The sequence below is a fragment of the Bordetella sp. genome (assembly GCF_057362025.1).
Window position 1 is genome coordinate 19,709 of sequence record NZ_JBMQQZ010000062.1, and the last position, 24,201, is coordinate 43,909.

The window sequence follows — 24,201 nt, forward strand, 5'->3', positions numbered from 1 at the left end:
GCACGCGCGAATTATGAAAAGCCCCGCCACTGCAAAGTGGCGGGGCTTTTACTTTTCGTTTTCCTTCCTGGCTTCCCGGTGGAGTTTGCCGCGGATGCGCCGGCGGCTCACCCCATGCCGAGCAACTGCTTCAGACCGTCTTCGTCCAGAACGGGCACGCCAAGTTTCTGCGCATTGGCCAGCTTGCTGCCCGCATCGGCACCGGCCACCACATAGGCCGTCTTCTTGGACACCGAACCGCTGACCTTGCCGCCGGCCGCCAGGATATGGCTGGTCGCCTCTTCACGCGTCAGGGTCGGCAGCGTACCGGTCAGCACGAAAGTCTTGCCGGAAAGGCCGCCGCTGCGCGCGGCGGCTTCCGCCACGGGATGCACCCCCTGTCGCTTCAGGGCTTCGACGATATCGCGGTTGTGCGGTTCGGCGAAAAAGCGGTGAATGGACGCGGCGACGGCTGGCCCGACGTCGGGAACTTCCAGCAACTGCTCTTCCCCGGCATCCATGATGGCATCCATGTCGCCGAAATGCCGTGCCACGTCGCGCGCGGTGGTTTCACCGACGTGGCGTATGCCCAGCGCGAAGAGCAGGCGGCCCAGCGTGGGTGTGCGCGCCTTGTCGATGGCACGCACCACGTTTTCGGCGGACTTCGTTCCCATGCGGTCGTAAGCGGCCAGTTCCTCGGCGGTCAGGCCGTAGATATCCGCAAGCGACTTGACGCGATCGCGCTCTACCAGTTGATCGACCAGCTTTTCGCCCAGCCCTTCGATATCCAGCGCCTTGCGCCCCGCCGCGTGCAGCAGCGTCTGCTTGCGCTGGGCGGCGCAGAACAGGCCGCCGGTACAGCGCGCGATGGCCTCGCCTTCCGGCCGTTCGATCGCCGAACCGCATACCGGGCACACCGGGTACTTCTTTTTCATGTCGAAAGGGGCCGCGTCCGCGGGCCGCTTTTCGAGCACCGGGCCGACGACTTCCGGGATAACGTCGCCAGCGCGCCGAACGATGACGGTATCGCCGATCCGCACATCCTTGCGGCGGATCTCGTCCTCGTTATGGAGCGTGGCGTTGGTGACCGTCACGCCGCCCACGAAAACCGGTTGCAAGCGCGCCACCGGCGTGATCGCGCCCGTGCGCCCCACCTGGACTTCGATGTCCAGCAGCGCCGTGGTCGCTTCCTCGGCGGGGTATTTGTGGGCCAGGGCGAAGCGCGGCGCGCGCGCGACGAAGCCCAGCACTTTCTGCGCCGGCAGCGAATCGACCTTGTACACCACGCCATCGATATCGTAGGCCAGCGTCGGGCGCAGCTTCGCGACCCGCGCATAAAAGGCAAGCAAACCGTCCGCGCCTGTAGCTTTCCGGTTGTGCTGGGTATTGATCGGCAAGCCCAGCTCGGCCAGCCAGTCCAGCATCGCGCTGTGCGATTCTCGCGGGAGCGTGGCGGCCTGGCGCACGCCCGGGGCCGGTTCGTCGAACAGCCCGGTCTGGCGATTGGCAAGTCCGTGTACCTCGCCCCATCCATAGGCGAAGAAACGCAGCGGACGCTGCGCCGTGATGCGCGGATCCAATTGCCGCAGGCTACCCGCCGCGGCGTTGCGCGGATTGACGAAGACCTTTTCCCCGCGCTCGGCCTGGGCCGCGTTCAGGCGCTGGAACTCGCGGCGATTCATCAGGACCTCGCCGCGCACTTCCAGCACGCGCGGGGCGCCGGGCTTGAGCTGCAGCGGAATCGAACGAATGGTGCGGATATTGGCCGTCACGTCCTCGCCCGTCTGCCCGTCCCCCCGCGTCGCGGCCTGTACAAGCTTGCCGCCCTCGTAACGCAGGCTGATCGCCAGGCCGTCCAGCTTCAGTTCACAGAAGTAGTCCGGCTGGCTGGCCGGACCCAGTTGCCCGGACGAGCGCAAGGTGTCCGTCACTCGCTTGTCGAAAGCGCGGACTTCCTCTTCATCGAAGGCATTGCCCAGCGACAGCATGGGCACCGCGTGCGTGACGGCGCCGAAGGCCGCCAGGGGCGTGGCACCCACCCGCTGGGTCGGCGACTCCGGCGTCACGAGCTCCGGGTGGGCCGACTCCAGCTCTTCGAGTCGGCGCATCAGGGCATCGTACTCGGCGTCGGAAACGCTGGGCGCGTCCTCGACGTAATACCGGTAATTGTGCTGCTCGATTTCGACACGCAGGCGGTCGATTTCCGCCTGCGCGCCGGTCTTGTCCCCAGCCTTCACGAAAACACCCGCAACGCGCGCTCGCTGCCGGCCCGCAGGCCGGCCTGCTCCAGTTGGCCGAACAGAACCTGCAAGCGCTCGTCGATGATCGACACGGAGGCGTCGGCCAGCGGTTTACCCTGGTCGTCCACCAGTTCGGCGCGCAGCCGCTGCGACAACTGGCGTCCGACGTCCACCATGCGACCGAACGCGCGTTCGTCGGGCGGGCTGCAAGGCACGTCCAGCAGCAGATTCAGGCGTTCGACTCCGCCCATGCCGGCATCGAACGCGGCGCCGTCGCCCCGCGTGAGCGTGAATCGCGGCAGGCCGACGTCGGACATCCAGACCAGGCGCGGGCCGTCATGGATGAACCCAAGGTCGCGCGCGACGGACAGGACCTCCGCCGCCGGCTGGGCGCCGCCCAGCAGCAAGGTCAGGCCTACCTGCGTGTCGAGCGCGGCGCAGGTGTCGTCCAGGCGGGCGGCCTGCTCCAGCACGGCCTGTTGATCGGGTCCTTCGATGGCGGCATCGAAACGCTCGCCCAGGTCCTGGGCCCGAGCCCAGGCCTGCGACCATTCGATGGCCGTCAGCGGGCCGCTCCGGTTGGCCAGCAACACGGCGATCTGCAGGGCACCGTAGCGCTCGTCGGCGCGCAGGCGCGCACGGTGGCGCTGATCGTCCGTCACGCCGAAGACCCGCATGGGCTTGCGGCCGGCCGAGCGCATGCTTTGCGTGACGGGCAACAGATCGCCGCCACGCACCGGCTCGGCGAACGTGACTTCGATCACCACCTCGCAGGTGGGATCGGCTTCTTCGCCATCGTCGCCCTCGGCATGGGCGGCGCCGGAAGATACGGGCGGCGTTTCGGCGTGTGCGCCGGCGGCCGCGCCTGCGGACGCGCTGGCGGGCGCCGCGCCGTTGAAGGCCGGCTCGCGGCGCTGGGAGGATGGGCTGGGCGTGCCATGCGGCACGTGCGCCGCGCCGCCTTCCTGGCCGGTGCCGCCGAACAGAGGATCGTGCTCATTGCTGGGAAAATGCGCCTGCATCCTGCGGCGTACCCGGCGATCCTGCCACCAATTGAAGCCCAGGACCATCAGGATGAGCAGGACACCCAGGACGATCAGCCCGATCTGCAAATCACTCATGTATCAATTCCGCGCCCTTGGGGGCCGCGCCTCTGTCAATCTAAGTTATGCGGCCTCGGCCGCGAGCTGAACCGCCGAATCGATATCCACCGCGACAATGCGGGATACACCTTGCTCCTGCATCGTAACGCCGACCAGCTGCTTCGCCATCTGCATGGCGATCTTGTTATGCGAGATGAACAGGAACTGGGTTTGCTCGCTCATCGCACTGACCAGGTTGGCGTAGCGTTCGGTATTCGCATCATCCAGCGGCGCGTCGACCTCGTCCAGCAGGCAGAACGGCGCGGGATTCAGCTTGAACAGCGCGAATACCAGCGCGGTCGCAGTCAAGGCCTTTTCGCCGCCGGACAACAGATGAATGGTGCTGTTGCGCTTGCCGGGGGGCTGCGCCATCACCTGCACGCCCGCGTCCAGGATTTCGTCGCCAGTCATGATCAGCTTGGCTTCGCCGCCGCCGAACAGGCGCGGAAAGAGCTCGCCGAAATGGCCATTGACGGTATTGAAGGTTTCCTGCAACAGCTCTCGCGTTTCGCGATCGATCTTGCGGATGGCGTCCTCCAGCGTCTCTATGGCCGTCATCAGGTCCTGCTGCTGCGAATCCAGGAACTCCTTGCGCTCGCGCGACGTCGTCAGTTCGTCCAGCGCAGCCAGGTTGACCGAACCCAGGCTATCGATCTGCCGCGAAATACGCGCGACTTCCGACTGCAGCCAATTGGCGCGGCGCCATTCCTCGGGCATGGATTCCAGGGACTGCGCCAGCGCTTCGCGATCCACCTCGCGGGCGTTCAACTGCTCGCTGAACTGCTCCTCGGCCAGGCGAGCGGCCTGTTCCTGCAATTGCAATTCCATGATGCGGGCACGCCGCGGCTCGAGGGATTGCTCGAGCCGCACACGGTCTTCATCGGCGCCACGCAGCTGGGCCGCCAGATTGTCCATCTCGATGCGCGCGCGGGCCAGGGCTTCCTCGCGTTCGGCGCGCAACTCCAGCGCATCCTGCAGCCCGGCCTGCGAAGCCGATGCGTCAAGCTCGAACAGTTCGCCCTGCAACTGCTCCAGTTCCGCGCGCGCGCGCTGGCTCTGGTCCGCCGCCAGCTGCTGGTTGCGGCGCAAGTCCTGGATGCGGGCCTCGATGCCACGCTGCGCGAATTCCGACTCGTGCACCGCGCGCTCCAGTTCGCACAGCCGGGCACGTGCGGCTTCGGCCTTTTCGGCCAGGGTTTCCCCTTCGATCTCGGCATCGGCGAAACGCGATTGGTGTTCCGCCAATTCCTGGTCCAGCGTTTCGAAGCGGACTTCGGCATCTTCGCGCGCCGCGCGCAGTTCTTCCTCGTGGGCGCTGATTTCGGCCAGGTCCTCGCGCAAGCGCGCACCGCGTTCGCCCGATTGTTGCGCCTGCTGCTGCAGGCGGGAATACTCCAATTGGATGTCGTGCACGCGACGGGTGACTTCCGCCACGCGCTGGCGCGCCGGAACCACCGCCTGCGAAACCTGCTGCCACGCCGCTTCGCTGCGAGCCACAGCGGCACGGCCCTGGTCGGCGATCAGCTGCTGCGCCTTCAGTTCGCGCTGCAGGTTCTCGATTTCCTGCTGGCGCGCCAGCAGGCCGGACTGCTCCGAATCTGCCGCGTAGAAGCGCACGCTGTGGGCGTCGACCAGATGGCCGTCCTTGACCACATAGGCACCGCCCGGCGGGAGCGAAGCGCGGGCCGCCAGGGCCTGCGCCAGGCTATCGCCGACGTAGACATCGCGCAGCCACTCGTTCATCAGCGTGCGCAGGTCGCCGTCGGAGATGCGCAGCAGGCCGGTCAGCGGCTGCAGGCCTTGCGCGGCGGCCGGTGCCGGCGCGGCAGCCGGCAACTGGTAGAACGCCAGCCGCGCGGGCGGCGCGTCCTCGGCAAAGGCCCTGGCCCAGTCCAGGCTGCGCACTTCCAGCGCGGCCATGCGTTCGCGTAATGCCGCCTCGAGTGCCGTTTCCCAGCCCGGTTCGATATGCAGCTTCTGCCACAGCCGGCCCAGCCCCGCCAATTCATGCTTGGCCAGCCAGGGCTCCAGTGCGCCCTGCTTCTGCACGTCCTCCTGCAGCTTGGTCAGCGCCGTCAGCCGGGCTTCCAGCCGGGCCAGCGTCTGCGCCTCCTGTTGCGCGGCGGCCTGCGCGCGGCCGCGCTCGGCATCGGCTTCCGGCAAACGGGTTTCCAGCGTCGCCAGTTCTTCCTGCGCGGCCTCCAGCTGTTCCTGGCCGGAAGCCAGCGCGCCGCCCAGTTCCTCCAGCCGCGTGGGATCCGGCGTCTGCAGGTCGCGCATTTCCTGCTGCACGCGCTCGCGGCGCTGTTCCAGCGCCTGCAACTGGCGGTCGGCATCGCGCTGGCTCTGGGCGACCAGGGCCAGATCCTGTTCGACCCGCGCCAGGGCACCGCGCATGGCGTCGCGCCCCTGGGCGGCATCGCGCACCCGGGCCTCGACGGCCGGCAGGGCCGCCTGGGCGTCCTCGGCCATCGCCCGCGCTTCCTGCGCGCGCTCGATACCGGCGGCGAGGTCTTCCTCGGCCTGGGCGATTTGCTCCGTGCAGTGGGTCTGCTGGGCCTCCCATTCCTCGATCTGCCGGGTCAGTTGCTCGCGGCGGGCCTGGACGCGATTGCGGGATTCCACCACGTGGCGGATCTCCGCTTCCAGACGGCTGACCTGGGCATTGGCCTCGTAGAGCTGGCCCTGGGCATTGTGCACGAGATCGCTGGCGGCATAGTGCGCCTGGCGCCGCGATTCGAGTGCGGCTTCGCCCGCCCGCAGTTCGGCGACGGCGGCCTCCAGCTCGTTCTGCGCCTGGTCGATCTCCTGGCTTTTCTTCTGGCGTTCCGCGCGCGCCCCGGATTCCTTCAGAAACCACAATGCGTGCTGCTTGCGTTCGCCATCGGCCTGCAGTTCCCGGTATTCACGGGCCACCTCGGCCTGAGACTCCAGCTTTTCCAGCTGGCTGTTGAGTTCGCGCAGAATGTCCTCGACCCGGGTCAGGTTCTCGCGGGTATCGGACAGTCGGTTTTCGGTTTCGCGGCGGCGTTCCTTGTAGCGCGACACACCGGCCGCTTCTTCCAGGAAGACGCGCAGCTCTTCAGGGCGCGCCTCGATCAGCCGGTTGATCATGCCCTGGCCGATGATGGCGTAGCCGCGTGCGCCCAGGCCGGTGCCGAGGAAGATATCGTGGATGTCGCGCCGGCGTACCTGCTGGTTATTGACGAAATAGCTGCTGGTGCCGTCGCGCGTCAGTACGCGCCGCACCGCGATTTCGGCATAGGAGCTCCATTGCCCGGCGGCGCGGCCTTCGCTGTTGTCGAACACCATTTCCACCGACGCGCGCGCGGCCGGCTTGCGATTGCCCGATCCGCTGAAGATGACGTCCTGCATCGATTCGCCGCGCAATTCCGAGGCCTTGGCTTCGCCCAGCACCCATCGCACGGCGTCGATGATGTTCGATTTGCCGCAGCCGTTGGGTCCCACCACGCCGACCAGTTGGCTGGGGACCGGAATGACCGTGGGATCGACGAACGATTTGAAGCCGGCGAGTTTTAGCTGGGTAAGACGCACAGTATCTGTTTGACTGACCGGAGGGTTGATGGACGCGTTGACGGACCTGCCGCGCATTGCAAATCGGCCCCGCGGGGCCGATGCTGACGAACCGGTTCCATGGACCGGCTTTTTTCGGGGCTTATGATACCCCACCGCCCGCCCGGGCCGCATGCGGCGCCGCCCATCCGCCCCGCCATGGGACGGCCACGCCATCCCGGCCGGCCGCGACGGGGATGCCGCATCAACGCCCCGCCCCAGGGCGGACGCTATACTCCCTGACACTTTAATTTGGCGCGGGCCTATTCATGCCGCGGCCGCTGCCGGATACTGACCGGCAACGTGAATGGGGACATCTCTTTGAAACGCGGTTTCTTTCTGGTCATGGCGGCGCAGGCCCTGTCCTCGCTCGCGGACAATGCGCTCTTCATTGCGGCGATTGCCCTCATCCAGGAATTGCGCGGTCCGGACTGGATGGCGCCGATCATGAAGTGGTCGTTCGCGCTGGCCTATGTGCTGCTGGCGGCCTTCGTGGGCGCCATCGCGGACTCCTACCCCAAGGGCCGCGTCATGTTCGCCACCAATGCCCTCAAGGTGGGCGGCTGTCTGCTGATGTTCTCCTATGCCAGCCTGGGGATCTCGCACGCCCACCAAACCTATCTGGTCTGCCTGGCCTATGCCATGGTGGGCGTGGGGGCGGCGGCCTATTCGCCCGCCAAATACGGCATCGTGACGGAAATGCTGCCGCCCGAACTGCTGGTCAAGGGCAATAGCTGGATCGAAGGGCTGACCGTCATTTCCATCATCCTGGGCACGGTGCTGGGCGGGGCGCTGATCTCACCCGACATTTCGGGCCTCATCCTGCGCCACCCCTGGAGCAGCAAGCTCGTGCATACACCCGCGGAGGCCGCCATCCTCGTCATCGCCGGCGTCTACCTGCTGGCTTCGGCCTGCAACCTGCTGATTCCCAAGACCCACGTGCGCTATCCGCCGCAGCAGAAGAACCCCATCCGGCTCATTTCCATTTTCGGCGGCTACGTCCGCGTGCTTTGGCACGACAAGCTCGGGCAGATATCGCTGGCCGTCACCACCTTGTTCTGGGGCGCCGGAGCCACCCTGCAACTGATCGTCATCGAGTGGGGCCGCAGCCAACTGGGCTACCGCCTGGACCAGGCGTCCATCCTGATGGGCATCGCGGCGGTGGGGACGGTCATCGGGTCCATCCTGGCCGGCCGCATTCCCCTGCGCAAGGCACTGTGCGTCCTGCCGGTCGGTGCCGCCATGGGGCTGGTCGTACTCCTGATGCCGCTGGTGCACAACACATGGCACGTCTATCTGCTGTTGCTGGTGGTGGGTGGCCTGGCCGGGTTCTTTGTCGTGCCGATGAATGCCCTGCTGCAGCATCGCGGGCATGTCCTGCTGTCCGCGGGCCACTCCATCGCCGTGCAGAACTTCAATGAGCAGCTCAACATCCTGCTCATGGTGGCCATTTACACGCTGCTGCTATGGCTGAACCTGCCGATCGGCATCATCATCGTGATTTTCGGCTCCATCGTCGCCATCCTGATGCTGATATTCATGCGCTGGAGCCGCCGCAACATGCAGGACAGCCCGGATCTGATCGGCCAGATCGGCCAGGAAGGCCACGGCAAGGCCCTTGAAGGCCGCGCCCACTAGGCTGCGCGCCGGACCCGACGGGGCAGGCCCGGGACTGCTCCGGGCCCAACCCTGGGACATCATCGGGAACTGGCGGGCGGACGCTGGCGGAAGCGGTGGCTAGGACAGCGCCACTGCCGCCGCCAGACGCAGGTCCTGCCACGCGCGCGCTTTCTCGACGGGGCTGCGCAGCAGATAGGCCGGATGGTAGCTGACCACCATGGGTATCTCGCCATCCGGCGTTTTCAGGACATGGACGCGACCGCGCAGGCTGCCGATGGCCGCATCGGTTTCCAGCAGCGTCTGCGCGGCGAACCGGCCCAGCACCAGGATGCGTTCGGGTTTGAGCAGCGCGATCTGGCGCATCAGGTACGGACGGCAGGCGGCGATCTCTTCCGGCTTGGGATTGCGATTTCCCGGCGGCCGGCACTTGATGACATTGGCGATATAGACATCGCGATCGCGGCTCATGCCGACGGCCGCCAGCATGGCATCCAGCAGTTGGCCGGAACGGCCGACGAAAGGCAGGCCCTGGCGATCTTCCTGTTCGCCCGGCGCCTCGCCGACCACCAGCCAGCGGGCCTGCTCCGGCCCCATGCCGAACACGGCCTGCCGGCGCCCACGGCACAGGCCGCAGGCCGTGCATTCGAGCACGCGCTCACGCAGGGTGGCCATGTCCAGCGTTGCCAGCGATTCGGCCGTCGGTGCGGGCTGCGGCGGGGTCTCCTTGGCGGAACGCGCAGCGGGGGCCGAGGACGGCGCGGGGCGCGGCCCGAGGACCGGACGCCGCGCCGGCGCGCCGGGCCCGGACGCCGGCTGCCCGCCGGATGACTGCTGTACATCGGACGCAGGGCTGCTTCCGGAACCCGTACCCGCACCTGCGACGGCATCCACGGACGATGCTGTGCCTGCGGCGGATGCCGCGGCGGGTGCCCTGGGCGCCGGCCGCGCAACGGTCCCACCCTGCGCCGCATCTGGCGCGACCGCCCCGGCCCGGCCCTGGGCCGCGGACTGCACCCGGGCTGCGGGGGCCGACACTGCGGCTGCATCGCCGGCGGCCGTCGCGGCGGGCTGCGGCGCTTCCTGCCGCAGCCATACTTTCTCCATGCCGATCTCGCGCAGCCACGCCCGCTGCAGCGGGTTGAGCACCGGCGCCTTCGCCGGGAAGCCGGTCGCCTCAGCCATGTCCGGCCTCGTCGATGGGAACCGGCTTCTGCATGACCAGCGCGTCCTCGCGCCGTCCCCGGCCTGCGGGGTAATATCCGCGCCGCACGCCCACGCGCCGGAAACCATGGTGCTCGTAGAACGCCACCGCACCCGCGTTGGACGGGCGAACCTCCAGCAGCACCCCGCCTATGCCACGATCGCGGGCACGCTGGACGCACCAGGCGATCAGCCTGGACCCCAGCCCCTGGCGATGCAAGGCCTTGTCGATAGCCACCACCAGTAGATGCGACACGTCCGGCGCGTGCATCAGGATGGCGAATCCCAACATGCGGCCCGCCCGGCGCAACACGCAGGTGTCGTAGCCCGCCGCCAGCGCATCGGCGAAATTGCGGCGAGTCCAGGGGAAGGCCTGGACGGAGGCCTCGATGCGCTCCATATCGTCCAGATCCAGCACGGTCATCGGCGACATTTCCACCGGCAGGCCATCCCCGCGCGGCGTGGCCGCGATCGACCCGGCGCCGGCGGCTGCCTGTCCTGATTCGGCGCCGGCAACGGCGTCCACCGGCACCGCAGCCGCCGGCCCTGGCGCGGCGGCGGGGACCTGGTTCATCGGCTCGAGGGCGGCCGTCTCCAGCGCGGGGGTAGCCTTGGGGTTGCCCCCCTGCCCCGCCAGCCGCTCCGCCGTTGTGTAGGCGACCCGGTCACGCACGTACAGGGGCATGGCTTGCTCCGGCGGTACGGTTTCGCCGCGACGCCAGGCCTGCAATGCCAGCCGGGCGATATCCCGCGCGTGCGGGCGCCGGGCGTCGTAGCGGGTCCAATCCGCATGCGGTGTCATCTGCCGGGCATACGCGTCCCACGCATCGCCGGCCAGCACGGGGGCGAGCGCCAACCCGGTACGCGCCCGCCATTCGTCCAGATGGTCTTCAATCCAGGGCACGACTTCGGCGGCAGCGATCAATAGGGGCGCCTGCAGGACCTCCCAGCCCGTATCGTCCGCCGCGCCCTGGGCACGGCGGTACACAGCCAGGTAGACCTCTTCCATGCGGGCATCCAGGGCCACGATGACGGCCTGGTCCGGCCGCGCCGGCACTTGGGCCGCGACCGCCATATGGGACACGATGGGAACGACGGGCAGGTCGTGGGCCATGGCGATGCCCTGCGCCACGCCGCACGCCACCCGCAGGCCGGTAAAGCCGCCCGGACCCTGGCCGAAGGCAACCGCCTGGATGCCCTCCGGCCCGATGCCGGCGTCGCGCAACAGCTCGCGCGCCATGGGCAGCAGCCGCTCGGCATGTTCCTGGGCCCCTTCGTGCTCCAGCGTGGCGATGGGCGCGCCGTCCGCGTCGTCGCGCAGCAGCGCGACGCTGCAGCGAGAGGATGACGTTTCAAGCGCCAATAAAGTCGGTTTCATAGCCGGGAATTGTACGTAATACCAAAGACTTGCCCTCGCTTGTAAGGGGGATTTCAACCAACCTGTCCAATGTGTAATATCTTGTGAACGACCACTAGCCGCTCATTCCGGGCGCTGTTACATTTCCGGCCATGAATACGCAAAACACCACTCCGACGCGAAAAGTCCTCGTTGTCGACGACGATCCCCGCCTGCGCGACTTGCTACGGCGGTATCTCTCGGAACAGGGCTTCAATGTCTTCGTCGCCGAAGATGCCAAGGAAATGGGCAAGCTGTGGCAGCGGGAGCATTTCGACCTCCTGGTGCTCGACCTGATGCTGCCCGGCGAAGACGGGCTGTCCATCTGCCGTCGCCTGCGTGGTGGGCACGACAACACGCCTATTATCATGCTGACCGCCAAGGCCGAGGAAATCGACCGCATCGTCGGCCTGGAGATGGGAGCGGACGACTACCTGTCCAAGCCTTTCAATCCGCGCGAACTGCTGGCCCGCATCAACGCGATCCTGCGCCGCCGCGGTACGGAAGAACACCCGGGCGCGCCCAGCCAGGAAAACGAATCGATCGCCTTCGGCCCCTATGTGCTGAACCTGTCCACCCGCACCCTGACCCGCAACAACGAACAGGTACCGATCACCACGGGCGAGTTCTCGGTGCTGAAAGTGTTCGCCCGCCATCCCAAGATTCCTCTGTCGCGCGATAAGCTCATGGAGCTGGCGCGCGGCCGTGAATACGAAGCTTTCGATCGCAGCCTGGACGTGCAGATTTCGCGCCTGCGCAAGCTGATCGAACCGAACCCCTCCAAGCCGGTGTTCATCCAGACAGTATGGGGACTCGGCTACGTCTTCGTGCCGGACGGTGGGAGCTGAAACCTGATCGTTCCCGGGGCAGGAACGCCGCAACATGCTCCGTTTTCGCAGCGCCCTCAAAGCCATGACGTCGCGTGTACGTCTGGGACTGTTCGGCCGTACCTTCCTGTTGCTCGCCGCACTCATGCTCGTCAGTCTGGGCGCCTGGCTGCAGGTCTTCTTCAGCATGGAGCTGGGCCCCCGCGCCAACCAGATGGCGCAACGGGTGATCACGGCCGTCAACATCACCCGTACCGCCCTCGTCTATTCGCAGACGGACGAACGCAGCAAGCTGCTGCTGGACCTGGCCACGAACGAGGGCATCCAGGTCTACCCCCGGGAACTCACCGATTTTGCCGAGCCCCTGCCCAACGACGATTACTGGCAGCGGGTGGCGGACCACATCCGCAGCCGTTTCGGGCCCGAAACGCAGATAGCCTGGGGCGTGAACCAAGTGCCCGGCTTCTGGGTCAGCTTTCAAATCGACCATGACCTGTATTGGCTGGTGTTCGAGCGGGAACAGATCGGCCTGACGGGCGGCATCGAATGGCTGGGCTGGGGTGCCACCGCGCTGCTGCTATCGCTGGTGGGCGCGGCCGTCAGTGTCGGTTTCGTCAACCGGCCGCTGTCCAGGCTGGCGCGCGCCGCGCAGGTACTGTCCCGCGGCGAGACGCCGGCCCCCCTGCCGGAAAACGGGCCGCTGGAAATCCGCGACCTCAATGCCTCGTTCAACCGCATGGCCAAGGACATACGGCAGACGGAGGCGGACCGCGAGCTGATGCTGGCCGGGATCTCGCATGACCTGCGCACGCCGCTGGCGCGGATGCGCCTGGAGATCGAAATGAGCGGCGTGTCCGAGGACGCTCGGCAGGCGATCGACGACGATCTCGCACAGATCGACCACAGTATCGGGCAATTGATGGAATATGCCCGTCCCGCCGGCACCCTGCCCCAGATGGCTACCGACGTCTCGGGGGTGCTTGGCGAACTCCTGGATCGCGAGCGCAGCCATACTGCCTCCACCGGCGGTGAAATCGAAGCCGTCATCACGCCCGGCCTGCGCGCACGCATCACGGCGCTGGACCTCAAGCGTATCGTCAGCAACCTGCTGGAAAACGCCCGCCGCTATGGACGGTCCGGCGACGGCCAGGCCCACTTGTACATGGGCGTGCAATCGGAAGGCAATATCATCGCCATCGAGGTCTCGGATCGGGGTCCCGGCATTGCGGCCGACGATGTGGACCGGCTGCTGCGGCCCTTCTCCCGCGGCGAGGCGGCGCGCACGGGCGTGAGCGGCGCGGGATTGGGACTGGCCATCGTGGAGCGCCTGCTGAAGCACGTCGGCGGCACCCTGAAGATGCTGCCCCGCCCGGGCGGCGGGCTGACGGCGAGGATAGAATTGCCCAAAGCCCGAATTAGAAATTATCAATTAGACAGCGAAACTTAATAGCGTAAAATTTACGGGTCTGAGTTTCATCACCCAAAAAGCAAGGAGTCCACATGAAAACTGTTGGCGACAAACTCGAGCCTTTCAAGGTTGCCGGCGTCAAGCCCGGCTTCAACCACCACGAAGAAAACGGCGTGTCCGCCTTTGAGGACATCACCGAAAGCTCGTTCCCTGGCAAGTGGAAGGTGATTTATTTCTATCCGAAGGACTTCACCTTCGTGTGCCCGACCGAAATCGTCGGCTTCAATGCCCTGGCCAAGGAATTCGAAGACCGTGACGCTGTCCTGCTGGGCGGTTCGACCGACAACGAATTCGTCAAGCTGGCGTGGCGCCGCGAGCACCCGGACCTGAACAAGCTGGGCCACTACCAGTTCGGCGATACCACGGGCGCCCTGGTCGACCAGTTGGGCGTGCGTGAAAAGTCCGCCGGTGTGGCGCTGCGCGCCACCTTCATCGTCGATCCGGACAACGTGATCCAACACGTTTCGGTGAACAACCTGAATGTCGGCCGCAATCCGGAGGAAGTCCTCCGCCTGCTCGACGGCCTGCAAACCGACGAGCTGTGCCCGTGCAACCGTAAGGTTGGCGGCGACACGCTGTAAGATCCCCAGCCCGGTTCGCCGGGCTTTCGCTGCTTCACGCTATAGGTAAAAACTATGGAATTTATCCAAACCATTAAGGACTCAGTGCCGGATTGGGCCAAGGATATCCGGCTGAACCTGGACGGCGTGATCGCGCGGTCCACATTGCCCGCGGAAGACGCGGTGGGCGCCGCGCTGGCGGCGGCCTTCGCGTCGCGTAGCCCGTTCCTGATCGAAGCCTTCAAGAAAGGCCTGTCGGACACCGACGCCAACGCCGCCCTGACGGCGGCCGCGCTGATGGGCATGAACAACGTATGGTATCCGTACGTCGAGATGGCGGAAGATGCGCAGCTGAAGAGCCTGCCCGCGCAACTGCGCATGAATGCCTACTCGACCAGCGGCGGTGTGGACAAAAAGCGATTCGAGCTGTTCGCTTTGTCGGCCTCTATCGTCGGCAAATGCCACTTCTGCGTGCAGTCGCACTACGCCTTGCTGAAAAAAGAAGGCTACACGGTGGAGCAGTTGCGCGATGTGGGCCGCATCGCCGCCGTGGTGAACGCGGCAGCGCTGGTGCTGACCGCGCAAGGCAAGTAAGCGGGACAGGCCCTCGCCCTAGACCGTGGCGTCGCGTGCCAGCAGGGCGACTACCGTGGCCGCGATGCCCTCCTTGCGGCCAAGGTAGCCCAGCCCCTCGTTGGTCTTGGCCTTGATGTTGACCGCGCTTTCGTCCAGGCTCAGGTCGGCGGCGATGTTGCCCACCATTGCGGCGGCATGCGGGCCGATCTTCGGCGCCTGCGCATGCACCGTGGCGTCGATATTGACGACGGTCCAGCCCGCCTCTTTCACCTTGGCCATGGCAGCGCGCAACAGCACGCGGCTATCGGCGCCGCGATAGGCCGGATCCGTATCCGGGAAATGCCGGCCGATATCGCCCAGCGCGGCGCCGCCCAGCACCGCGTCGGTAATGGCATGAAGCAGGACGTCCGCATCGGAATGCCCTTGCAGCCCATGGGTATGCGGAATGGTGACGCCACCGATGACCAACGGACGGCCCACCGCCAATGCGTGGACATCGAAACCCTGCCCTACGCGGAAGGGAATATTCACAGCCATTTCTCCATCAGGCCGAAATCCTCCGGCCAGGTCACCTTGAAATTGCGCATGACGCCCGGCACCAGCAACGGCGCGTGGCCGGCGGCTTCGATGGCCGATGCCTCGTCGGTGACGTCGACGCCGCGCTCACCGGCCTCGCGCAACGCCCGTCGCAGCAGCCCCGCGCGAAACATCTGCGGCGTCTGCGCCTGCCAGAGCTCTTGCCGATCCACCGTGCGCACGACGCGCTCGTGCCCGGCCTTGACCGTGTCGCGTACCGGCAGCGCCAGCAGGCCGCCCACGGCATCTTCCAGGCACGCGTCGATCAGCCGCGCCAGCGCGGCGGCCGTCAGGCCGGGACGCGCGGCGTCGTGAACCAATATCCAGTCGTCGTCCGCCGCCCCGCTATCGCCCAGGGCGTTGGCAACGGTGACCGCGCGCGTGGGGCCGCCACATTCGCGCCATACGGTGCGCGGAAGTCCGGCCAGCGCGGATTCCACCCAGGCATCGCCGGGCGACACGGCAACGCGCACCTGGCACACCCGCGGATCCGCGAGTAGCGCGAGTACCGAATGCCGCAGCATGGGCTGCCCGGCCAGGGGGTAATACTGCTTGGGAAGACCGGCGCCGCCGGCGGCCACGGCACGGGCGCCGATGCCGGCCGCGGGAACGATCGCGATAAGAGAGGCGGACATAGGCTGGAGATTTTATAATCTTCCTTCTCATGCCTGCAGATTTCCCCTCTTCCCCCCCGGCGCCGCTGGTCCCGTCGACGGACTCCATCCTGGCGGCCCTCAAACCCGGCACCCGATATGCACAGCCCCGCCCCCCCGGCTCGGGCGATGCATGGCTGCTGGCCGACCTGGCCCGCCAGGCCGCCCGCCCGCTGCTCGTCCTGACTGCCGATCCGCTGGAAGCGCAACGGCTGACCGACGAAATCCATCTGTTCGACCCCGATCTGCGCGTGCGCCAGCTGCCCGACTGGGAAACGCTGCCCTACGATGCGTTCTCGCCGCATCACGACCTGATTTCCGAACGGCTGAAGACGCTGGACGCACTGATGCGTCATTCCGTCGACGTCCTGGCCGTGCCCATCACCACCGCGTTGTATCGCCTGGCGCCGCCTTCGTTCATGGCCGCCTATACGTTTTCGTTCAAGCAGCGCGACAAGCTGGACGAGGCCGCGCTGCGAGGGCGGTTGACGCTGGCCAACTACAGTCACGTGACCCAGGTCACGGCGCCCGGGGAATTCTGCCTGCGCGGCGGCCTGATCGATCTGTTCCCCATGGGCTCGGCGGTGCCCTACCGGCTGGACCTGTTCGACGACGAAATCGAATCGATACGCGCCTTCGACGTCGACACCCAGCGCAGCCTGTACCCGGTCAATCATGTGCAACTGCTGCCGGGACGCGAATTCCCGATGGACGAGGAAGCGCGCAACCGCTTCCGCGCACGCTTCCGCGAGATCTTCGAAGGGGATCCTTCGCGTGCCGTGCCCTATCGCGATATCGGCAACGGCATCGCATTCGCGGGCGTCGAATACTACCTGCCGCTATTCTTCGAGCAAACCGCCACCCTGTTCGATTACCTGGCGCCGTCCACCATCATGGTGACGATCGGCGATATCGACGATGCCATCCGCCGCTTTGCCCAGGATACCTCCAGCCGCTACCAATTCCTGAAGAGCGACCGCGAGCGTCCGGTGCTGGCGCCGGACGCACTGTTCCTCGATAGCGTATCGTTGTTCGGCCAGCTCAAGGATTTCGAACGTCTTGCGCTGACGGCCGACGCCGGCCATCCCGATATCGGGCCGGCACCCGACGTGGCGGTCACGCGGCGGGCCGACGACCCCGTGGCGCGGCTGCGCACGGTGGTCGATGCCGGCAAGTGGCGCATCCTGCTATGCGCCGATTCCGCCGGCCGGCGCGAGACACTGGCCCAGATGCTGGCCGAGTTCGACCTGGCGCCGGATTTCGAGGCAGCCTCCATCGAGGACTTCCGCCTGTCTCCGGCGCGCCTGGCCCTGCTGGCCGCGCCACTCACATCGGGCTTCAGCCTGCCCGCCGAAGGCATTGCCTTCATCACCGAGAACGACCTGTACCCGGGGCAGGCCGCGGTCGGCCGCCGCGGCCGCCGCGAGCAGGAGCGCGCCAGCAACGTCGAAGCCATGGTGCGCGACCTGTCGGAACTGCGCGAGGGCGATCCGGTCGTCCACGCCCAGCATGGCATCGGCCGCTACCATGGCCTGATCAATATGGACATGGGCGAAGGCGAGATGGAATTCCTGCATCTCGAATACGCCAACGGCAGCACGCTATACGTTCCCGTCTCGCAGTTGCACGTCATCGCGCGCTACAGCGGTGCCGACCCGGAAACCGCGCCCCTGCACCAGCTGGGTTCGGGACAATGGGATAAGGCGCGCCGCAAGGCCGCCAAGCAGGTGCGCGACACCGCGGCGGAACTTCTCGACCTGTACGCGAAGCGGGCGGCGCGCGAAGGCTATGCCTTCAAGTTGCAGCCCAACGACTACGAGGCCTTCGCCGAAGGCTTCGGCTTCGAGGAAACCGCGGACCAGGCCGCCGCCATCCAGGCCGTGATCCACGACATGACATCCGGCAATCCCATGGATCGGCTGGTCTGCGGCGACGTCGGTTTCGGCAAGACGGAAGTAGCGCTGCGGGCCGCCTTCCTTGCGGTCGCCAACGGCAAGCAGGTTGCCCTGCTCTGTCCCACCACCCTGCTGGCCGAACAGCACGCGCAGACCTTCGCGGACCGTTTCGCCGACTGGCCCGTGCGCGTCGTCGAATTGTCCCGTTTCCGGTCCGCGAAGGAAGTCGCGACGGCCATCCAGGGCATCAACGACGGCAGCGTCGACATCGTCATCGGCACGCACAAGATCCTCTCCAAGGATGTGCGCTTCAAGCAGCTGGGCCTGGTCATCATCGACGAGGAGCACCGCTTTGGGGTACGCCAGAAAGAAGCACTGAAGTCCCTGCGCGCCGAAGTCGACGTGCTGACACTGACCGCCACGCCCATCCCCCGCACGCTGGGCATGTCGCTGGAAGGCATCCGGGATTTTTCCGTTATCGCGACCGCGCCGCAGAAGCGCCTGGCCATCAAGACCTTCGTGCGGCGCGAAGACGGAAGCACCATCCGCGAAGCGCTGCTACGCGAGCTGAAGCGCGGCGGCCAGGCCTACTTCCTGCACAACGAAGTGGAAACCATCCACAACCGGCGCGCCAGGCTGGAAGAACTGGTACCGGAAGCCCGCATCGCCGTCGCCCATGGACAGATGGGCGAACGCGACCTCGAACAGGTCATGAAGGGGTTCTACCAGCAACGCTTCAATGTGCTGCTCTGTACCACCATCATCGAAACCGGCATCGACGTCCCGACGGCCAACACCATCGTGATCCATCGGGCGGACCGCTTCGGCCTGGCACAGCTGCACCAACTGCGCGGACGCGTGGGCCGATCGCATCACCAGGCCTACGCCTACCTCCTCACGCCAGGGGAGGACGCCATCACCTCCAACGCCAAGAAGCGTCTCGAAGCGATCCAGGCCATGGAAGAACTCGGCTCGGGCTTCTACCTGGCGATGCACGACCTGGAGATCCGCGGCACGGGTGAAGTCCTGGGCGAATCGCAATCGGGCAACATCCAGGAAGTCGGTTTCTCGATGTACACCGATATGCTGAACGAGGCCGTGCGCGCCCTGAAAGCCGGGGAAGAACCCGACCTGGAAGCCCCGTTCGGCAAATCCTGCGAAGTCAATCTGCACGCGCCCGCGCTATTGCCGGCCGATTACTGCGCTGACGTCCATGCCCGTCTGGCGGTGTACAAGCGCCTTTCGCACGCGGACGGCGAGGACGACCTGATCCGCATCCAGGAAGAGCTGATAGACCGCTTCGGCAAGCTACCGGAATCCGCACAGACGCTGCTGGCCTCGCACCGCCTGCGGCTGGCCGCGCAGGCACTGGGGATCGTCAAGATCGATGCGAGCGAAACCCAGGCGCTGGTGCAGTTTGGACCCAACCCGCCGGTGGACTCCCTGCGCATCATCGAACTGGTGCAAAAGCAACGCCACATCAAGCTGGCCGGCCAGGACAAGCTGCGCGTCGAAATCAAGGGCCAGCAGATCCCGGCCCGCGTCGACGCCGTGCGCACCGTACTGCGGGCCCTGGCATGAACAACCCCGATATTTCCCTGGACATGAACCCACACCATCTCGTCATTCAATCCCCCGCCCTGGCCGCCGAACATTGCGAGCAAGTGGCCGCGCTGTCGCAGGCCCAGGGGCTGCACCGCCTGAGCGCGACGGCGGCGCGCCTGCTGGATGTACAGCACGACGACGCGACGCGCCAGGATGTACGGCAATGGTGCGAGGCCGCGGGCGTGGACTACGCCTTCGTGCCCAGGGGCAGCACCCTGTCGCAATGCAAGGTGCTGGCGATGGATATGGACTCTACCCTGATCAATATCGAATGCATCGACGAGATTGCCGGCGTGGCCGGGGTGAAGGACAAAGTGGCGGCCATTACGGAAGCCGCCATGCGCGGCGAAATCACCGATTTCTCGGAGAGCTTGCGGCGGCGCGTGGCCTTGCTCGCCAGCCAGCCGGCACAGGCGCTGGAACAGGTGTACCGCGATAAGCTGCGCCTGAATCCCGGCGCGGAGACCTTGATCGCATCGGCGCGCGATGCCGGCATCCGGATCCTGCTGGTATCGGGCGGGTTCACCTTCTTCACCGAACGCCTGCGCGAGCGCCTGGGCCTGGACGAAGCCCACGCCAATACGCTGGAGATCGTGGACGGCAGGCTGACCGGCCGGGTACTGGGCGACATCGTTGACGCGGCCGGCAAGGCCGAACGCCTGAGCGCGTTCGCGCGACGCCACGGCGCCGCGCCGCACCAGATCATCGCCATGGGCGACGGCGCCAACGATCTGAAAATGCTGGGGCTGGCCGGCTACTCCGTGGCCTACCACGCCAAACCCATCGTGCGCGAGCAGACGCGCTTCGCGCTGAACGTATCGGGCCTGGACGGCGTGCTGAACTGGTTCGAGCATTGACGCCTGCCCACCCGCCGCGCGCTGTCCGATCGCGCGCGGCACATCGAAACATCCGCGCCGGCGGGCACGGCATGCAAATTTGAAATTTGGAAGGGATCAGAGACTTCTGAACGACTTGCCCCCGAGACAAGACAAGAATATGGGACGGACCAACATTCGGTTCATTTCCCTTTCGGGGACAGTCGCAGGAGATCACGATGCCATACCCCACCGGTTACCAGACGTACAAGCAGCGCGAGCTGCAGGCAATGATGGCTTCCCGACACCGGGATCCTGCCTACATGGAGCGGCAGCGCAAGACCTTCGATACGGTTCTTGCCATGATGCAGGCCGCATTGGGCGGCCTGGATGTCGCAAGCCGCGAATGCCACGCCGTCGGCGGGTTCACCATCGAGGAAGCGAACAAGTGGCTCGATCTCTTCGAGCAGATCGCGCCCATCGTCGTGCAGATCCCCTTCGGCTACGGCCCGGTCAAAGGCGTGCCCGTGCTGGCGCTCAAAGGCGCGGCAGCGGCCGGAGTAAACCTTCCGCGGATTGGCAAGGTCGTGAACAATGCGGTGGAGGTTTCCGGTGCCACAGCCGTCGTGATGACGCCGATGGGATGGGTGGACAAAATCTCGCAGGCCTTCGCGGTGACGGGCTACGCGCATGGCGCCGCGACCTACGGATCGCATTTCGCGACCCCACTGGGTGTTAAAACCGCCCTATCGCCCACGCTGGCGAATCTGTTGAATCAGATCGCCCATTGGACCTCGACCAGCGCCAGCGGCTTTTCGCAATTCGCCGCGACATTCGCCTCCATGGGCTCGGTGTTCACGCACCTGATGGCGACACTGAAAGTGGCGCTCTCGTACAGCAGGCTCGACGGCATCCAGTCGGTGCTGGACCACTACCCCGACTGCGACTGCCAATGCCACCAATACACGCGGGAGCTCGTCAACATGAGCATGAATCCCGCCATGGATGCCGCGATGGGCCTGAACGTCATTACAGCCCCCATCCCCGCATGGAACATGATGCACAAGAAGGTCCACGCGGTCGCCAATAAATTCCGCGGTCCCGAGCACAGGACCCATCGGCATCCGTATGAGGTCGCCACCGGTTTACTGAAAGGCGCGCGGCAACCTTCCATGAACCACGGCTGCCGGACTGCCGGCGGCGCCGCCGGCGGACGATGCCCGGTGGCGCTGTTGGCCATCGCGACCTTGTTCGGCAATGGCAACCCCGCGAAGGGATACAAGGCCGCGGTGGCGGCGGTGCAGGCCAGCATCCCGGCCGGAGCCGACCGGCTCAAGGACAAAATCGGCTGATGCCGGGCAGGCATGGGGGACGAGGTCCGCCCGCCCCCCATGCGTCAATACCGCAGCGACGTCGTCAGGATGACCTGCCGGCCGGGTCCGTAATCCGCGTGATGCACGCCGTTGGTGCGCGAGAAGTACTCCTTGTCGGTCAGGTTCAATACGTTCAGCTGGAAGCTGAGATTGGGCGATACCTGGTAGGCCGCCATGGCATCGAAACGCCAGTAAGCCGGCATATAGACGCTGTTCGTGCCGCCGCCGGCCCCACCCTGGTTTCCGCCATAGGTCTTGCCGACGTAGTAAATGCCACCGCCGACGGTGAATTTCGGCAGAAGTTTGTAGGTATTCCACAGGCTGAAGCTGTTGCGCGGGGTGTTGGCCAAAGGGTCGCCCTGATTCACGCCGTTATAGGCGCCCTTGAGCAGCTCGCTGTCCATGAAGCTGTAGCCGCCGAATACATTCCACTTCGGCGTGACTGCGCCGGCGAAACCCAGCTCCAGCCCGCGCACGCGCGTCTTGCCGGCCTGCGCGAATACGCCCGGGTCGACCTCGATCTGCGCATCCGTCCGTTCGGTCTGGTACAGCGCCGCCGTCAACGTCAGTTTTTCGTTCAGCACATCCCACTTGGTACCCAGTTCGACCGTCCGGCTTTTTTCGGGATCCAGACTGCCGGTGGTTGCCGACAGGCTTTCCTGGTCGCCACCGCTGACCGTCGGCGGCGTGGAGGCCGTGGCATAGGACAAATAGATGCTGCCGTTGGGCGCCGGCTTGTACACGATCCCGGCCTGGTAGCTGAAGATATTCCAACTGCCATCGCTGCTTTGCGACGTGGTGGCGCCGCGTGGCAGGAAGTCCCCGTCGATGCGGTAGTTGTCGAACCGGCCGCCCAGGTTCAGGGACCAGCGGTCATTGAACTCGATCGTATCGAACGCGTAGACTGCGCGGGTATTGGACGTGGAATCGTTGCTGAGCGGCCCTCGCGAAATACTGCCCGACCAATTGTCATGCGGATCGGGATGATAAACGGGGGTGCAGTCCATCGCGCCGGCCGCGTACACCCCGGGGCAAAAGCTGCCGGCCGTCGTCGTGACGTTATAACTGGCGTTCTTGTTTCTTTCGCTGGTGAACTCGATGCCGATGTCATAGGTATGCTTGAGCGTACCCGTGTCGAACTTGCCGTACAGCTCGGTCACGTTGGATAGCAGGGTCGTCTGCTGCCAGCGCGATTTCAAGCCGCGTTGCATCCACCATTCGTTGGTCACGGGGTCGAAGCGCGCCGCGCCGCCGTCGCCGGGGTTGGTCAAGACGTAGTCGTTCAGCGTCTGCCCGTAGCGCGTCGCATTGCGTACCGTCGTGCGGTCGTTGAAATCGTGTTCGAACTCGATGGTGCCAATGTCGGATTTGTTCTTCTGGTAATCGCGGTCGAGCACGCCGTAGAACTTGTCCCGCCCCACATTCAGGATGCCGTCGCTGGTGTGCTTGCCCGGGATCTTGCTGGCCAGCGGCACGCCGTAGTCCGGCATACCGTCGGATTGATAATGGTAGTAGCTCAACGTGACGCGCGTCGGCGTTCCGAGGCCGAAAGACAGCGACGGCGCGACACCCCATTTGTCGTAATCGACCACGTTGCGCCCGGGCACGTTGCCCTTGCCATCCAGCAGATTCAGGCGGAAGGCGGAGTTGTCGTTGAACTGCCAATTGGCGTCCACCGTACCACGCCAGTACGCGTCGCTGCCCAGCCCGGCGTCCGCCTGGACGAAGGACCCCAGCTTGGGCTTCTTGCTGACGAGGTTGATGCTCCCTCCCCCCGATCCCCTGCCGCCATAAGCGGAGTCCGCCCCGCGAATGATCTCGACGCTCTCCACATTGAAGATCTCGCGGGTCTGCCCGCCCGGGTCGCGAATACCGTCAACGAAGATATTGCTGCCCGATGAGCTGCCGCGTATGAATGGGCGGTCGGCCAGGGGCTGGCCGCCTTCCCCCGCGCCGAAGGTGATGCCCGGCGAGTTCCGCAGGACATCCTGCAGCGAGGTCGCCGCCGTATCCTGGATCACGGTCTGCGGAATGATTTGCACCGACTTGGGGGTGTCCAGCAAGGGCGCAGTGAATTTCGTCGACGAGGATACCGGCACGTCGTAGAGGGAATCGCCTTCCACCTGTACCGGCGCCATTTCCGTAACCGGCGCGTTCTGGGCGGAAACCTGCGTGGCGATGAACAAGGCGGGACTGGCCAGTGCGACGGCCAGGGACTGCGTCAGCGTATTCAGCGAATACGACTCCTGCTGTTTCAAGGGGCTTCTCCGAGAAAGAACAATAATGACAATGATTCTTATTTGGATTTTTGTGCCGAATCATAGACAAACTTGTAGCCTCGAACAATGTTTATTAACCTTGTGAAGAAAATGTGGCGGTTGGGCGTCAGGTCTGTTGAGACGTTCGCCCACAGGACATTCAGCATCAAGTAAGCTTTTGCGCCACGTCCAGCGGCCACGTCGATGCGCGGCGCCGGTGGGTGCAGAATCCGCGATAAGCTGGAGCAACCCCATTCCGGGATCGGGAGATGCAAGATGGCCTGGCTGAAGCTCACGCGCCTGTGGGCACTACGCACCCGGGCGGACGCGATGACGCTATGGTTCGCCCTGCGCCACCCGGCAACGCCGTGGTACGCCAAAGCCTTGGCGATCCTGGTGGTCGCCTATATCCTCAGCCCGATCGATCTGATACCGGACTTCATTC

General features: G+C 65.7%; 17 protein-coding genes. 9 read left to right on the forward strand and 8 right to left on the reverse strand.

The features are described from left to right. Nucleotides 1-107 precede the first annotated feature (107 nt). From ligA to smc, 3 genes are read right to left on the reverse strand one after another with little or no spacing between them, the layout of a single operon-like run. On the reverse strand, nucleotides 108-2,216 hold the full coding sequence (gene ligA, locus ACO1P8_RS12115) for an NAD-dependent DNA ligase LigA (RefSeq protein WP_486296130.1): 2,109 nt from the start codon (nucleotides 2,214-2,216) through the stop codon (nucleotides 108-110). Then, nucleotides 2,213-3,340 carry a cell division protein ZipA C-terminal FtsZ-binding domain-containing protein gene (locus tag ACO1P8_RS12120; RefSeq protein ID WP_486296131.1) on the reverse strand — a complete coding sequence of 376 codons (1,128 nt, stop codon included), beginning with the start codon at nucleotides 3,338-3,340 and terminating at the stop codon, nucleotides 2,213-2,215. The genes ligA and ACO1P8_RS12120 overlap by 4 nt, the downstream gene beginning before the upstream one ends. 45 nt (nucleotides 3,341-3,385) lie before the next feature. Next, the gene (gene smc / locus ACO1P8_RS12125; protein ID WP_486296132.1) at nucleotides 3,386-6,916 is read right to left on the reverse strand and encodes a chromosome segregation protein SMC; all 3,531 of its coding nucleotides are present in this window, start codon (nucleotides 6,914-6,916) and stop codon (nucleotides 3,386-3,388) included. A gap of 339 nt (nucleotides 6,917-7,255) precedes the next feature. Here smc and lplT point away from each other — a divergent pair, with 339 nt between their 5' ends. Then, nucleotides 7,256-8,572 carry a lysophospholipid transporter LplT gene (lplT, locus tag ACO1P8_RS12130; protein WP_486296133.1) on the forward strand — a complete coding sequence of 439 codons (1,317 nt, stop codon included), beginning with the start codon at nucleotides 7,256-7,258 and terminating at the stop codon, nucleotides 8,570-8,572. Nucleotides 8,573-8,671: 99 nt separating this feature from the next. Here the strand turns inward: lplT and ACO1P8_RS12135 are convergent, their stop codons facing one another. Continuing rightward, nucleotides 8,672-9,736 carry a uracil-DNA glycosylase gene (locus ACO1P8_RS12135; RefSeq protein WP_486296134.1) on the reverse strand — a complete coding sequence of 355 codons (1,065 nt, stop codon included), beginning with the start codon at nucleotides 9,734-9,736 and terminating at the stop codon, nucleotides 8,672-8,674. Beyond that, nucleotides 9,729-11,132: a tRNA (adenosine(37)-N6)-threonylcarbamoyltransferase complex dimerization subunit type 1 TsaB gene (gene tsaB / locus ACO1P8_RS12140; protein ID WP_486296135.1), complete on the reverse strand. Its 1,404-nt coding sequence runs from the start codon at nucleotides 11,130-11,132 to the stop codon at nucleotides 9,729-9,731. The genes ACO1P8_RS12135 and tsaB overlap by 8 nt, the downstream gene beginning before the upstream one ends. Before the next feature lie 131 nt (nucleotides 11,133-11,263). On the opposite strand from tsaB, the gene risA reads away from it, so the two are divergent. The 4 genes from risA to ACO1P8_RS12160 are packed head-to-tail and all read left to right on the forward strand — an operon-like array spanning nucleotide 11,264 to nucleotide 14,599. Next, nucleotides 11,264-11,998, forward strand: coding sequence for a response regulator transcription factor RisA (risA, locus tag ACO1P8_RS12145; protein WP_066639002.1), 735 nt, complete (start codon nucleotides 11,264-11,266; stop codon nucleotides 11,996-11,998). Between the two features lie 34 nt (nucleotides 11,999-12,032). Next, nucleotides 12,033-13,424, forward strand: a complete 1,392-nt coding sequence (risS, locus tag ACO1P8_RS12150; RefSeq protein ID WP_486296136.1) for a sensor histidine kinase RisS — start codon at nucleotides 12,033-12,035, stop codon at nucleotides 13,422-13,424. 53 nt (nucleotides 13,425-13,477) lie between these two features. Further along, entirely contained in the window at nucleotides 13,478-14,026 is a 549-nt protein-coding gene (locus ACO1P8_RS12155) for a peroxiredoxin (protein ID WP_094843098.1), read from the forward strand. A gap of 54 nt (nucleotides 14,027-14,080) precedes the next feature. After that, a complete protein-coding gene (locus tag ACO1P8_RS12160; RefSeq protein WP_486296137.1) occupies nucleotides 14,081-14,599 on the forward strand; it encodes a carboxymuconolactone decarboxylase family protein in 519 nt (172 codons plus the stop codon). 18 nt (nucleotides 14,600-14,617) lie between these two features. Here ACO1P8_RS12160 and ispF read toward each other — a convergent pair whose 3' ends face one another. Then, nucleotides 14,618-15,112 (reverse strand): 2-C-methyl-D-erythritol 2,4-cyclodiphosphate synthase, encoded by a 495-nt coding sequence (gene ispF, locus ACO1P8_RS12165; protein WP_486296138.1) that lies wholly within the window; start codon nucleotides 15,110-15,112, stop codon nucleotides 14,618-14,620. After that, a complete protein-coding gene (gene ispD / locus ACO1P8_RS12170) occupies nucleotides 15,109-15,792 on the reverse strand; it encodes a 2-C-methyl-D-erythritol 4-phosphate cytidylyltransferase (protein ID WP_486296139.1) in 684 nt (227 codons plus the stop codon). The genes ispF and ispD overlap by 4 nt, the downstream gene beginning before the upstream one ends. 29 nt (nucleotides 15,793-15,821) lie before the next feature. Here ispD and mfd point away from each other — a divergent pair, with 29 nt between their 5' ends. From mfd to ACO1P8_RS12185, 3 genes are all read left to right on the forward strand, one after another. Further along, complete coding sequence (mfd, locus tag ACO1P8_RS12175; protein ID WP_486296140.1) at nucleotides 15,822-19,286, forward strand: transcription-repair coupling factor; 3,465 nt, start codon at nucleotides 15,822-15,824, stop codon at nucleotides 19,284-19,286. Nucleotides 19,287-19,309: 23 nt separating this feature from the next. After that, entirely contained in the window at nucleotides 19,310-20,167 is an 858-nt protein-coding gene (gene serB / locus ACO1P8_RS12180) for a phosphoserine phosphatase SerB (RefSeq protein WP_486296145.1), read from the forward strand. Between the two features lie 197 nt (nucleotides 20,168-20,364). Continuing rightward, the gene (locus ACO1P8_RS12185) at nucleotides 20,365-21,477 is read left to right on the forward strand and encodes a hypothetical protein (RefSeq protein WP_486296141.1); all 1,113 of its coding nucleotides are present in this window, start codon (nucleotides 20,365-20,367) and stop codon (nucleotides 21,475-21,477) included. Nucleotides 21,478-21,521: 44 nt separating this feature from the next. Here the strand turns inward: ACO1P8_RS12185 and ACO1P8_RS12190 are convergent, their stop codons facing one another. Next, complete coding sequence (locus ACO1P8_RS12190; RefSeq protein ID WP_486296142.1) at nucleotides 21,522-23,756, reverse strand: TonB-dependent receptor; 2,235 nt, start codon at nucleotides 23,754-23,756, stop codon at nucleotides 21,522-21,524. A gap of 276 nt (nucleotides 23,757-24,032) precedes the next feature. On the opposite strand from ACO1P8_RS12190, the gene ACO1P8_RS12195 reads away from it, so the two are divergent. Next, nucleotides 24,033-24,201: YkvA family protein (locus ACO1P8_RS12195; RefSeq protein WP_486296146.1), on the forward strand; the 169-nt coding region annotated here is incomplete at its 3' end.